The following is a 13255-nucleotide window of genomic DNA, read 5'->3' on the forward strand; positions in this document are numbered from 1 at the left end:
GCAGGAGAAGCCAGATTACCGCTGGCTGCTCTCCCAATCCGGATGGTTCCAGGGTTTCGCATTGGACGGGGCCAAACGCTTGCCAAGGATGTGATCCGCAGCTTTTTCGCCGGTCATGATCGACGGCGCATTCAGGTTGCCATTGGTGATCCGCGGAAAGATCGAGCTGTCGGCAACGCGCAGCCCCTCAACACCGATTACGCGGCATTCCGGGTCCACAACGGCCATCGGATCATCAGCAGCCCCCATCTTGCAGGTGCCACAGGGGTGATAGGCGCTCTCGACCTCGTGGCGGATGAAATCATCCAGCTCATCGTCGCTTTGGACGGCATCGCCGGGTTGGATTTCGTGCTTCACATAAGGCTTGAACGCGTCCTGCGCGAAAATCTCGCGGGTCAGGCGGATACAGGTCCGGAAATCAGTCCAATCATCCTCGTGACTCATGTAATTGAACAGGATCTTGGGCGCGTCCTTGGGATCGGCGCTGCGCAAGGTAACCGCGCCCCGCGATTTCGACCGCATCGGGCCAACATGCGCCTGGAAACCGTGCCCTTCAGCTGCGGCCTGACCGTCATAGCGCACTGCCATCGGCAGGAAGTGATACTGGATATCGGGGTAATCGACGCCCGCCGCCGACCGAATGAACGCCGCGCTTTCGAACTGGTTTGAGGCCCCGAGGCCGGTTTTCGTGAACAGCCACTGCGCACCCAGCGCGCCTTTCCAGAACAGGTTCCAGTATTTGTACAGCGTGATTGGCTGACTGGCCGCCATCTGCAGATACAGCTCAAGGTGGTCCTGCAGGTTCTGGCCGACGCCGGGGCGGTCGGCGACCACTTCGATCCCGTGTTCGGCCAGATGCGCGGCGGGGCCAATCCCCGACAGCATCAGCAGCTTGGGCGAGTTGATGGACGAGGCCGAAATGATCACCTCGCGCTTGGCGCGGATGGTCTCGGTTTTCGATCCGCGTTGCAGTTCGACGCCGGTTGCCCGCCCGTCCTCGATGATCACCCGGTTTGCCAGACCCTTGATCAGGGTGCAGTTCGGGCGTTGCAGAGCAGGTTTCAGGTACGCATTTGCCGCCGACCAGCGCCGTCCTTTCCAGACGGTTTGCTCCATCGGGCCAAAGCCTTCTTGCTGTTCCCCGTTATAGTCGCCGGTGACCTGATATCCGGCCTGTTTGCCCGCATCGACAAAGGCGTGGAACAGCGGGTTCTTTCTGGGGCCGCGCGTGACATGCAAGGGCCCGTCATTGCCGCGCCATTCGGGGTCGCCGCCATGGCCGCCGTCATGCCAGTTTTCCATCCGCTTGTAATAGGGCAGCACGTCGGCATAGCTCCAACCGGTGGCGCCGCTATCGGCCCAATGGTCAAAATCCTTTGCGTGGCCACGGACATAGACCATACCGTTGATCGATGATGATCCGCCGATCACCTTGCCGCGCGGACAGGCCAGTTCGCGCCCGCCCAGATGCGGCTCGGGTTCGGATGCGAAACCCCAGTCATACATCGACATATTCATCGGATAAGACAGGGCGGCGGGCATCTGGATGAATGGACCCACGTCCGTGCCGCCATATTCGATGATGATGACCGACGATCCGGCCTCGGCCAGCCGATAGGCCATCGCGCATCCGGCTGAACCGGCGCCAACTATGACAAAATCTGCCTCCATGGTCATCCTCCTTAGAACGGCGCTTCGACAGGGGTCATGCGCACATAGACCGACTTGAGTTGGCTGTAATGTTCGATTGCAGCTTTCGAGTTTTCACGGCCCACGCCCGATTGTTTGACGCCGCCAAAGGGGGCCTCGACCGGGGCATCGTTGTAGGAATTGAGAAAGCAGCTGCCAGCCTCAAGCTGTGCGATCACACGGTGGCCGCGTTTGAGGTCATTGGTGAACACACCGGCGGCCAGACCGAAATCGGTGGCATTGGCGCGGGCGATGACCTCATCCTCGGTATCGAAATCGAGAACCGCCATCACCGGGCCAAAAATCTCTTCCTGCGCGATCTTCATGTCGTCTTTGACATCGGCAAAAACCGCAGGCGTGATCCAGTTGCCCGGTTTGTCGATCCGTTCACCGCCACAGACCAGCCGCGCGCCCTCGGCCTTGCCCGCGTCGATATAGCTGAGCGAGATCTCAAGCTGGCGCGTGCTGACAAGGGGGCCGAAATTCGTCGTCTCGTCCTGCGGATCGCCGATGATGGCACCGGCCAGCCGTTCCTGCAGGCGGGCAAGAAAGGCGTCTTTGATACCGCTTTGGACAAAGACGCGCGTGCCGTTCGAACAGACCTGACCGGAGGAATAGAAATTCCCCAGAATGGCGCCGCTGACGGCATCTTCCGGATCGGCGTCATCGAATACGATCATCGGGGATTTGCCGCCCAGCTCCATCGTGACATGTTTCATGCCTTCGGCGGCGGCGGCATAGACTTTGCGCCCGGTCGGGACCGAACCGGTCAGCGAGACCTTGTCGACCCGTGAATCCGTGACCAGCGCCGCACCAACCTCGCCCCGGCCTTGCAGGACATTGAACACACCGGCGGGCAGGCCCGCTTCGGTCAGGATCTCGGCCACTTTCAGCGCGCAGAGGGGGGTTTCTTCGGAGGGTTTAAAGATCACGACATTGCCACAGGCCAGCGCCGGGGCGGCCTTCCAACAGGCGATCTGGGTCGGATAGTTCCACGCGCCGATGCCGACGCACAGGCCCAGCGGCTCGCGCCTTGTATAGACCCAGTCTTCGCCCAGCTGGATATGTTCGCCCGTCAGGCTGGCGGCCAAGCCGCCGAAATATTCCAGGGCATCGGCCCCCGAGGTGGCATCTGCGACAGTGGTTTCCTGCAGCGGTTTGCCGGTGTCATAGGTTTCCAGAACCGACAATTCGTGGTTGCGTTCGCGCATGATATCGGCGGCCCGGCGCATGATGCGCCCGCGTTCGGTGCCGGACATCGCGGCCCAATCCTTTTGCGCGGCCAGAGCCTGTGCGATGGTCTGGTCCACCAGATTGGGTGAGGCCTCGTGCAGATTGGCAATCACTTCGCCCGTCGCCGGGTAGATGACATCCAGCGGCTTGCCGGTTTTGTCTTCGACATAGGTGCCATTCACGAAATGGCTGGCAGTTGGTTGCGCGATCATGGGCGACACCTCTGATTGAATTGGTCAACGGCGCCAAAGGGATAACCCGTTGGCGCCGGTTATCACGCGGCGACTTTGGCCTGTTGTGTGCGCAACAGACAGCTCAGCGCGGCCTTGACGTCGATCTTGCCAATCGGCCCGTCTGCCCCCTGAACGATGATTTCGCTTTGCTCATCAATCAGCATCGAAATGATATCTTTCAGAGGCGTCGTGTCCGCGATGACCCGTGCATCTGCCGGGACGGGTCCGGAATGATCATCCATGATCTCCATCGCGCGCAGGACGTTCAGCGGGTTCATATGGGCCACGAACTCGGCCACGTAAGGCGTTGCCGGGTTCAGCACGATGTCCTGCGGTTCGGCACATTGCACGATTCGGCCACCTTCCATGATGGCGATGCGCGATCCGATTTTCAGCGCCTCATCCAGATCGTGGCTGACGAAGACGATCGTGCGCCCCAGCTTTTGCTGGAATTCGAGCAGTTCATCCTGCAGCTTGTTGCGGATCAGCGGATCAAGGGCCGAGAACGGCTCGTCCATCAGCAGGATCGGGGCTTCGGTGGCAAAGGCGCGGGCCAGGCCCACACGCTGTTGCATGCCGCCAGAGAGTTCCTGAACCTTACGTTCGGCCCAATCCTCAAGATGCACCAGTTCCAGCTGTTCGCGGGCGCGTCTTAGACGTTCGTCCTTGTCGACGCCAGCGACCTCAAGCCCATAGGCGACATTGTCGATCACCGTGCGCCAGGGCAGAAGGCCGAATTGCTGAAAGACCATGGCGACGCGATCCCGACGGATGCCGCGCAGAGCCTTTTCGTTGGCCTGCACGATATCCACCAGGCCGTTTCCGGTGTTGACCTCGACCTTGCCGCGCACCACGGGGTTCAACCCGTTCACCGCCCGCAGCAGGGTTGATTTGCCCGACCCGGACAGGCCCATAAGCACCAGAATCTCGCCGTTCTTGATGTCGATCGAACAGTCATGAACACCCAGCACTTGCCCGGTCTGTTCCTGAATTTCCGCGCGCGACATGCCTTTGTCCATCATCGGCAGGGCGGTCTTTGGGTCGTTGCCAAAGACGATGTTCACATTGTCGAACCGTACCATTGTGTCAGTCATTGGTCACGCGCTCCCTCTTTTGAACATCCGGTCGAAGATGATGGCGACCAGAACGATTGCGATGCCAACCTCGAACCCTTTGGCGATATTGACAGAGTTCAGCGCCCGCAGCGTCGGAACACCCAAGCCATCAGCGCCAACAAGGGCGGCGATCACCACCATGGACAGCGACAGCATGATGGTCTGCGTCAGACCGGCCATGATCTGCGGCAGTGCAAAGGGCAGTTCGACCTTCCACATCAGCTGCAACGGCGTCGACCCAAAGGCCTTGCCAGCCTCGATCAGCGCTGTGGGCGTGGATGTGATACCCAGATAGGTCAGCCGGATCGGTGCCGGGATGGCAAAGATCACCGTGGCGATCAGGCCGGGAACCATGCCCAGACCAAACAGGATCAGCGCCGGGATCAGGTAGACGAATGTGGGGATCGTCTGCATCAGGTCCAGAATGGGTTCCATGATCCGGTGCAGCCAGGGTTTGCGTGCGGCGGCAATGCCCAAAGGCACACCCAGCCCCATGCAGACCACAGCGGCCGCAAAGACCAGCGCCAGAGTCTCGGTCGTCTCAACCCAGTAGCCCTGATTGACGATCAGCAACAGGCCAAGCGCGGTGAACAGGGTAAAGCCGATAGATTTCCGAACCACCCAGGACAGCGCGGTGATCGCTGCGATCACGACAAAGGCGTTTGGCGCTTGCAGCAGCCACAGCAGGGCGAGGATAATCCCCTCCAGCACAGCTGACAGGCCGTCAAAAAACCAGAAAAAGTTATCGGTCAGCCAGTCGACAAAGATCTTTGCCCATTTCCCAATCGGAATTTTATAGGATTCCAACCACTCCATTTCAGGTCCTCCCTCCTGCATGTGTCGTTGATGTTGCGAGCTGAGGCGTAAGTGTCGTCCTCAGCCAGCTCTCGAGATGTTTGATGGCCTGCGGATCCAGGGTGTGGCCCATATCTTCGCACAGCACGAATTCGGAATTGGGGATCAGCGCATGCGCTTGGTACGAGCTTTCTGGCATCACGCATCGATCCTGTGCCCCAGCTACAATCAGGGTCGGCGAAACAATGGATTGCAGTGCGACCGTCCGATCACCGGACCCGTTCAGCGCAAGCAGTTGCCGGGCATAGCCTCCGGACGAAAACCCGCCTCTGATCATGGCCAATGCGGTTGCGCGGGCGTTGTCTTCATTCAGCGGTGTCGGTTCCGACCACCAGATGAGGTCTTCTGTCAGCCAGTCCACAAGTTCGGTTTCCGAGGCGAACGGGCGCGCGGTACGCATGAAGCGATCCCATGCGCCGGGTGGCGAGGGAATCTCGGCTTCGCCTGCGCTGCTGCAGATCTGCACCAGTCCGGTGACGCTTGGACCAAGCTTTGCCGCGACTAGTTGGGCAATCATACCGCCCATCGAAAACCCGACCACCGCAAAACTGTCGATGCCCAAAGCGTCAACACAGCGCAGCACATCGTCGCGCATGTCGGACAGGGAGTAAGAAGAGTGTTGCAAACTCTGATGAGAATCCAGAAGCCTGATGGCTTCGGGGTCGATATCCGGCCCGGCGCGACCCGACCGGCCCATATCGCGGTTTTCGACGCAAATGACGTGAAAGTCCCGGGCCAGTCTGTCGATCAGGTCTTGCGGCCATTCCGACAGTTGCATCCCCAACCCAAGGATCATCACGATGCACGGCGCGGCTTTGTCGCCGTGCATCTCGACATAGATGGGGCAGTTTCCGGCGATTGTCTGTGTGATAGGCATCGCTCACCCCGCCTTGATTACAGGCCCAGATGCGCCCGGACTGCGTCCAGACCGCTGCTGCCATCCAAGGTGGTCACGCCATCAAGCCAGGCGTCCAGATACTCGGGATGGGCCTTCAGAAGCTTTGCACCTGCCTCGTTCGGGTCCATGCCATCTTCCAGGATATAGCCCATGCCTTCGCTTTCCATCGGGATGTCGAAGGTCATCTGGGTCACCAGCTTGCCGATGTTCGGGCATTCTTCCAGATAGCCCTTGCGCACCTGGGTATGCACGGTTGCGCCACCAAAGTTCGGGCCGTAGAAATCGTCGCCACCGGTCAGGTACTCGATCTCAAACTGGGTGTTCATCGGATGCGGCGCCCAGGCCAGGAACACGATCCAGTCTTCCTTGCGCTGGTTCTTCTTGACCTGTGCCAGCATGCCCTGTTCCGAGCTTTCGACGACTTTCCAGCCGCCCAGACCAAAGGCGTCCTTGCCTACGATGTCCAGCATGATTTCGTTTGAACCGGGCTCGATCCCGTACATCTGGCTGTCAAACTTGTCGGCATTTTCGACCAGATGCGAGAAGTCGGTGACGCCCGCGTCATGGACGTATTTCGGAACCGCAAAGGTGAATTTCGCACCTTCCAGGTTCTGGTGCACGGTCTCAATCTCGCCGGTATCGCGGTAAGCCTGATAGTAGGTTTCCATCGCCGGATCCCAGTACCCCAGGAACACATCAAGATCTTTGCCGACCATCGATTCGTAGATGACGGGAATTCCCAGCACATCGCTTTCTGCGGTATAGCCAAGCCCTTCGAGCACGGTACTGGCAACGCCGGTGGTCAAGGCCAGGTCTGTCCAGCCGGGTTCAGCCATGCGGACGGTCTCACAACCTGCGGCAGCCTGATGGGCGCACAGGGCAATCACAGATGCCGTCAGAGGCAAACGAAGTTCTGATTTCATTTTAGGTCCTCCCATTGGTTTTTTAGTTGACCCTGTGGTCAGTAAGTAATCTATACGGTAAATTGACCCATCAGTCAACAAATAGTGCAGTGGATCAATTTCCATATGATCAGCTGGCCCATGCGGACTGGGTTGAAAACACCACAGCAGTCTCCAAAGCTGGTTGAGTTGGCAAATCTACTGATCGGGCAGATCCGAATAGTCGGCGTTCTGCCCGTAGAAAGATGCAAACGAAAAACCCTCCGCCACAGCGGCGGAGGGCATCGTCTGGCAGCTGGTTTCGTTTGCTAGCGGTTAAGGAAGATACGCTCGCGACGGTCAACCACATCGGGCATCGGATAGTCCTCACGCAGAGCTTTCAGGATGCCATACACCATGCACAGGCAGACGACTGCCAGCGGTAGACCTGCCACGATTGAAGCTGTTTGCAGGGCTTGCAAACCACCGGCCAAGAGCAGCACGGCGGCAACCGCACCTGAGAGCAGCCCCCAGAACAACCGGAATTTCACCGGCGGGTTTTCGTCACCCATCGACAGCATGGTGCAAATGACAAGGGTGCCCGAGTCCGAAGACGTTACAAACCACGAGATCAAAAGGACAGTGGTCAGTACCGTAAGCACGATTGTAAAACCGCCGAGGTTCAGGCCTTCGAGTGCCTTGTAAATGCCGATCGAATAGTCTGAGTTCACCGCATCCAGCAGGCCTACCTTGTTGAACAGTTCCATACCGATCGACCCGCCACCAAAGACGGACAACCACAACACCAGGACAACGGTGGGAACCAACAGAACATATGTCACGAACTCTCGGATCGTCCGGCCGCGCGAGATGCGGGCGATGAACAAACCAACAAACGGACACCATGCGACCCACCAACCCCAGTAGAAAATGGTCCACCAGCTTTGCCATTCGCTTTCTGGTTTACCGTCAATCCAGAAGCCCATGGGCAGGAACGAGCCGGCATAATCCCCAACTACGGTTACCATAAGCCCAAGGATAAAGGCCGTCGGACCGAAGATCATGAAGATCAGCATCAGGGCGATACTGGCAAGCACGTTCATTTCCGACAGAATGCGAACGCCTTTGTCCACTCCGGTCACCGCCGAGGTCGTCCCCATGATGGTGATGGCTCCGATCAACATCAACTGGTTGCCCAATGAGTTGCTGAGCCCCATGATGTTTTCAAGACCGGCATTGATCGCGAGAACACCCATTCCCAATGACGTCGCAAGGCCAAAGACCGTTCCGAAGACGCCCACCAGATCAACTGCATGCCCCCAAAAGCCAAAGATCCTTTCTTTCAGCAACGGGTACAGCGCGGTGCGCAGTGTCAGCGGCAAATCGTTCCGGTACGAGAAATAGGCCAGGCACATGCCCACCAGCACATACAGCGCCCAACCATGCAGGCCCCAGTGAAACAGAGTGATCCGGACCGCCACAACAGCGGCTTCGGGCGTATTCGGTTCGATACCGGCTGCCTCGATAAACGGGTTACCCTGCACGTGGAACAGCGGCTCGGCAACACCCCAATACAGCAGGCCCGATCCCATACCGGCGCTGAACAGCATGCTGACCCAGGAGAAGGTTGAGAAGTCTGGGGTATCGTCATCCTTTCCCAGCTTCAGGGCACCAAATCGGCTGAACGGGATCCAGATGACGAACACCAGAACCAGAGACACGGTGCCGACATAAAACCAGTCGAGCGACGTGCTGATAAAGCTGTTCGCGTTAGAAAACACCTCGCTTGCGCGTTCCACATCAGAAATTGTGAAGGCAACGAACAAGAGGATCATGATCATCGACGCGATGGCCATAAAGGCATTTGCGCCCGACAATGGCCCGGATTTCGCAACATGCGCGCTGTGCCGGTCGTTTGTGTTTTGAGCAGTCATTTTCTTCTCCCTCTCAGCGTACGCCGCCCTGAGCGCCCTTGCGGGCGGATTGGTTGACCCAGGCGTCAAATCGCTCTGAGATGCGGTCGTAGTTTTTCGACCACCACTGGGCATCCGATGCCAGAACCGTTTCGGCGCTTGCATCAGGACCGGTCACAAACTTGGATTTGATGTCATCGGGAATAAGTTTGTAGGCCGATTTTCGGGTCGGCTCGAGCGGCTGATAGCGCGCTTGCTGAGCCAATGCCCGGCTGCCGCTGGCGTAGCGAATGAACTCTTTCGCTTCCTCCAGCCGTTGCGAGCCTTTCGGGATGGCATAAAGGTCCATCTCGGTGATGGCGCCATCGGTGACAACGCGCATATTGCTGTCCGGCGTATCGCGCACATGCTCTGACCCGGAAACGGTCCACACAGCGCTGAGCGCGGCCTGACCCTCTTCGACATAGCGGATCGGCTCGCGTTCATTGGACCACCACAGCAGGCCGGGGCGGATTTTGTCCAGCATGGCAAAGGCGCGGTCAAGGCCTTCGTCCGTTTCCAGCATGGGATAGACATCCCCGGGCGCAACCCCGTCTGCCATCAGCGCCCATTCCATCAGAACAGACGGATCCCGGCGTACCGCGCGTGGGCCCGGAAAGCTGTCAGTGTCAAAGAAGTCGGCGATTGTTTTGGGGCCATCTTCACCAAAGAGGCGGGTGTCATAAGAGTATGACGTTGACCATCTGATGCCGCCCACACCGCATTCGCTGAGGGCACCGGCGACAAAATCGTCAGCGGCAGGGGTTCCGTCGCTGCCATTGGGCAGGTCAATACCGGTGAGCGGTTCCAGAAGGCCTTCTTCACATCCGCGCAGGACATCGGCCTCGGTCATGTCCACAACGTCCCAGACGACATTTGCGGATTCGACCTGATCTCGAATGTCCTGAAGTCCCCCGGCATAGTGCTCAACCGAAATCTCTTTGCCGGTCTGGCTTTCGTAAGGCCGGACAAACCCCAGCATCTGGCTGCGCATGTAGTTCCCTGTCCAACTGACGAACGTCATGTCTTCGTGCGCCGCCGCCGCAGTGAATACGCTGGTCAAGCTAGTGGATAGCAGCAGTACCAGAGGTATTCTCGTGCAAGTTATCATCTTCACCTCCCTGTTTATAATCCAGCAGTCAGAAAACAAACCCTAAAGATTTTTTACTGACCATGTGGTTATATTATCTACCTACTAGTGTATTTTTGACAGTTTTGCAACAATTCGAGTATCCACCACGAGATCCGCGCTTTGACGCGGTCTGCGAAATGGCAATTTTGAGCACTTGCGGGGTGTGTTTCGGGACGCCGGCAGGCACTTCCCATCGATCAAGGTTCGAACTGCAGGGCCGAGGTGAATGCTGCGATAGATCAGCCTTTTAGCCATTGGCACCCATTAGGCCGCGACCTTTTCGCGGATTATGCGATGCAGGGAATTGGTCGCCTGAGTACTAAACCACCTGAAAGCTGTCGGAATCTGGTTCTACAACCGGTCCAGTTTGGCGGTTGATGCGGTCATTCGGTTTTGAACCACAGACATACCTGCCATACACAAGTTGACGTATGGCCGGAGAGTTGGGTTCAAGATTGGTCTGAGTATTGAAAACGCCCGTCGGGTTTTGGGTATCTATTCACTTCGGGCGGAAAGGGCCTTGGCAAGGTAACTCATTTTGTCTCGCGCTTCGGACCGTTCAACGGATGATCCGTGGCGTTCCTCAATGATTTCTTCAATATGGCGTTTGGCTTCATCCCTTTCCAGACCGCCAATTCTTAGGCCGCAACGCAGCCATAGGCCATCAATCATAAGGCTGACGGTCAGAGCCGTTCGCCATGCTTCGTCCGTACCAAGCCCGGCTGAGTCCAGCGCGGTGAACAGGTTGGTCCGCAATCTTCTATAGATGACGGTTTGCAGCCGCTGAAACTGGGGGTTATGTGGAACTTCTGCACACATGGAAATCCAGCCATGCGCTACCTCTTGCCTGAAAGTCGTAGGTGAAAAATTGGCTTCCAGAATTCCATAAAATCGCTCCCATGGGGTTGAAGAGAGGTTCATGAACATAACCGCCTCTTTGCGCAGCGTCGCGTTGGCCCGGCGCAGGGCTGTTTCGATCAAATTCTGCTTGCTGTGAAAGTAGTGCAAGACGCTTGCCTTTGATGCACCCGTGTGGTCTGCGACACGTTGCAGCGTTGTTCCTTGCATGCCGTACAAAGACAGAACCTGAAACGCGGCTGTGGCAAACTCCTCACGCCGTATTTCTGCTATGCTCTTTCGACCCATGAAAAATCCTCCGCGACCATAGGTATAACTTGTGGACTACAGGGTCAATCAATCCAACTCATGAGGATAGGATTTTATAGGAAGGTGGTGTTGAAGAGCTAAGGCTTCGTAACTCTTCAACGTATATCTTTCAAATTGGGCATGTCGCGTCCTTGTGCCGCCCGGATGCTCGCTTGGGTAAACGCCCGTCCGGCTGAGCCACATACGCCGACCCACGCCGTGCGAGTGAGTGCCCAACCCATGTCAGTTCATGATCTGAAACGATTTTGCGGTTTGAAACCCGTCAAGTCCGGATCACGGGGTGAATTTACCCACAGCTCCCGACCCGGGTGAATGCCAGCGCCCTTGATGGCGGGGACCGCCGAGTTGCGCATTCGGTTCAACAATCGTGTGTCGGCCAGTCCGCAATTGGGGTGGACGCCACCATTGGCGGCCACTTCGGCCTGCCATTTCGCTTGGCGCGCTGACAACACATCAGGATTTTCCAGGATCGGTGCATTCAACTCGTTGACGTTCAGGTCTGCGACGATTTCGTCACCGTCCTGGATAAGTGCGATGGGCCCTCCAAGCGCGGCCTCCGGTCCGACATGACCAATAACCAATCCGACCGAGCCGCCAGAAAAGCGTGCATCTGTCATCAGGCCTACGGTAATCCCGCGCTCGCGGCAAAGCGTCGTGATGCGGGATGTGGGGTCGAGCATCTCGGGCATGCCCGGAGCCCCGGCCGGGCCCTCATAGCGGACGATGATCATGTCTCCATCGTCAAAACCCATTGGGTTGGTATCAAGCATATCCAGCAGGCCAGCTTCCCCTTCAAAGACGCGGGCCTTGCCGCGGAACACATTGTTTTCCAAGCCACCTTCGACGCCTGCCAGTTTCAGGATGGCACTGAATTCGGGGGACAGATTGCCGCCAAGCAGGCGCAAGCCGCCTGTTTCCTTGAAGGGATTCGATACGGGATAGATGACGTCGCCATCGGGGGCAGGGGTCTCCAGCCGCTCGACCTGTTCTGCCAAGGTTTCACCGGTGCAGGTCGGAACGTCGCCATTGACCATTCCTGCGTCAATCAACTCTTTGACGATCACCTGCACGCCGCCAACACGGTCGATATCGACCATCGAATACCGGCCATAGGGGCGCGCATCGGTCAGAACGGGAACGATCTTCTGGGACCATTCGTTGAATTCTTCAGGTGTGACGATGTCGCGCCAGAAATTCCCGAAACCTGCGGCGCGGCCTATTTCGGGCGCGTGAAGAACCACATTTGTGGATCCGCCGATCGCCATGGCGACAATCAGGGCGTTGCGCAGCGAGTCTCGTCCGACAATGTCGCGGGGCCTCACCTGATTTTCGATCATCTTGGCAAGATAGCCGACAAGCTGGGCGGGAAATTCTTCCATACGTCGGGGATCGTCAGAGGGTGGCGCCACCATGTGCAACGGTTGCATGCCAGCAACACCGATGAAGGTCTGCATCGTATTGTAGGTGAATATTCCACCACACGATCCATACCCCGGGCAGGCCAGACACGCGATGCGCTGGCGGTATTCAGCGTCTTCGTTGCCGGCGACCTGATAGGCAGAAATGATGTCGATCCGCTCATTCGAATCCGGGTCGCGGGCAGGGTGGATCGACCCGTCGGACATCATGATGGCTGGCTGGTTGTGTTCGAGCAGTGCCGCCAGAGTACCGACCGGAGGTTTGTCACAGGCAACAACGGCAATCGTTCCGCCCAGACCCGAAGCGGACAGGTGCTCGCAGAACCCGTCATTTGTAACCTCACGCCCGATCAGCGAATACCGCATCTCTCTGGTCCCGTTTCGGATGCCGTCCGATGTGGCAACCGAGTATTCGGGCTGAACAAGACGCATGGCAATCTTGCCGGGTTCTTTCCCAATCTGGTCGCGCAGCGTGGCGTGGATCGCTTCGACCTTGGGCTGGACGCCAAGATAACACTGACTGTCCCCTTTGGTGCCGACGACACCGATGGATGGCGCATGAATAAGGTCCATATCGGTGCCAAGTTCGCGGGCAATTCCATAGGCCTGAGAGTTGCGGCCGGGGTGTTCGTCTAGCAGTACTGGGTTCTTGGGCATGTTGTCTTTCCAAATTGTCTGTCTG

10 protein-coding genes are annotated in these 13255 nt (G+C 57.8%); all 10 read right to left on the bottom strand.

The window, feature by feature from the left end:
• Positions 1–15: 15 nt before the first annotated feature.
• The 10 genes from betA to ACR0L4_RS08730 all read right to left on the bottom strand — a co-directional run bounded on the left by betA (position 16) and on the right by ACR0L4_RS08730 (position 13230).
• Positions 16–1671, bottom strand: coding sequence for a choline dehydrogenase (gene betA, locus ACR0L4_RS08685; protein ID WP_480512184.1), 1656 nt, complete (start codon positions 1669–1671; stop codon positions 16–18).
• An 11-nt stretch (positions 1672–1682) separates the two neighbouring features.
• Entirely contained in the window at positions 1683–3134 is a 1452-nt protein-coding gene (betB, locus tag ACR0L4_RS08690) for a betaine-aldehyde dehydrogenase (protein ID WP_480512186.1), read from the bottom strand.
• A gap of 62 nt (positions 3135–3196) precedes the next feature.
• Positions 3197–4249: a choline ABC transporter ATP-binding protein gene (gene choV, locus ACR0L4_RS08695; protein ID WP_480512188.1), complete on the bottom strand. Its 1053-nt coding sequence runs from the start codon at positions 4247–4249 to the stop codon at positions 3197–3199.
• Between the two features lie 3 nt (positions 4250–4252).
• Complete coding sequence (choW, locus tag ACR0L4_RS08700) at positions 4253–5086, bottom strand: choline ABC transporter permease subunit (protein ID WP_480512190.1); 834 nt, start codon at positions 5084–5086, stop codon at positions 4253–4255.
• A 1-nt stretch (position 5087) separates the two neighbouring features.
• On the bottom strand, positions 5088–6002 hold the full coding sequence (locus ACR0L4_RS08705) for an alpha/beta fold hydrolase (protein ID WP_480512192.1): 915 nt from the start codon (positions 6000–6002) through the stop codon (positions 5088–5090).
• Positions 6003–6019: 17 nt separating this feature from the next.
• Positions 6020–6946 carry a choline ABC transporter substrate-binding protein gene (choX, locus tag ACR0L4_RS08710; protein ID WP_170749350.1) on the bottom strand — a complete coding sequence of 309 codons (927 nt, stop codon included), beginning with the start codon at positions 6944–6946 and terminating at the stop codon, positions 6020–6022.
• A 287-nt stretch (positions 6947–7233) separates the two neighbouring features.
• Positions 7234–8838 (bottom strand): BCCT family transporter, encoded by a 1605-nt coding sequence (locus ACR0L4_RS08715; protein ID WP_480512194.1) that lies wholly within the window; start codon positions 8836–8838, stop codon positions 7234–7236.
• Between the two features lie 13 nt (positions 8839–8851).
• The gene (locus tag ACR0L4_RS08720) at positions 8852–9967 is read right to left on the bottom strand and encodes an extracellular solute-binding protein (RefSeq protein WP_480512196.1); all 1116 of its coding nucleotides are present in this window, start codon (positions 9965–9967) and stop codon (positions 8852–8854) included.
• Between the two features lie 516 nt (positions 9968–10483).
• Entirely contained in the window at positions 10484–11134 is a 651-nt protein-coding gene (gene betI, locus ACR0L4_RS08725) for a transcriptional regulator BetI (RefSeq protein ID WP_480512198.1), read from the bottom strand.
• Positions 11135–11382: 248 nt separating this feature from the next.
• Positions 11383–13230, bottom strand: coding sequence for a dihydroxy-acid dehydratase domain-containing protein (locus tag ACR0L4_RS08730; protein ID WP_480512200.1), 1848 nt, complete (start codon positions 13228–13230; stop codon positions 11383–11385).
• Between the last annotated feature and the right edge of the window lie 25 nt (positions 13231–13255).

It is taken from the genome of Ruegeria sp. AB5, from assembly GCF_056542645.1.

Bases quoted from the DNA above. Each gene is read 5' to 3' on its own strand.
- choX (WP_170749350.1), bottom strand. From the start codon at position 6,946: ATGAAATCAGAACTTCGTTTGCCTCTGACGGCATCTGTGATTGCCCTG.
- betI (WP_480512198.1), bottom strand. From the start codon at position 11,134: ATGGGTCGAAAGAGCATAGCAGAAATACGGCGTGAGGAGTTTGCCACA.
- ACR0L4_RS08730 (WP_480512200.1), bottom strand. From the start codon at position 13,230: ATGCCCAAGAACCCAGTACTGCTAGACGAACACCCCGGCCGCAACTCT.
- choW (WP_480512190.1), bottom strand. From the start codon at position 5,086: ATGGAGTGGTTGGAATCCTATAAAATTCCGATTGGGAAATGGGCAAAG.
- betB (WP_480512186.1), bottom strand. From the start codon at position 3,134: ATGATCGCGCAACCAACTGCCAGCCATTTCGTGAATGGCACCTATGTC.
- betA (WP_480512184.1), bottom strand. From the start codon at position 1,671: ATGGAGGCAGATTTTGTCATAGTTGGCGCCGGTTCAGCCGGATGCGCG.
- ACR0L4_RS08705 (WP_480512192.1), bottom strand. From the start codon at position 6,002: ATGCCTATCACACAGACAATCGCCGGAAACTGCCCCATCTATGTCGAG.
- ACR0L4_RS08715 (WP_480512194.1), bottom strand. From the start codon at position 8,838: ATGACTGCTCAAAACACAAACGACCGGCACAGCGCGCATGTTGCGAAA.
- choV (WP_480512188.1), bottom strand. From the start codon at position 4,249: ATGACTGACACAATGGTACGGTTCGACAATGTGAACATCGTCTTTGGC.
- ACR0L4_RS08720 (WP_480512196.1), bottom strand. From the start codon at position 9,967: ATGATAACTTGCACGAGAATACCTCTGGTACTGCTGCTATCCACTAGC.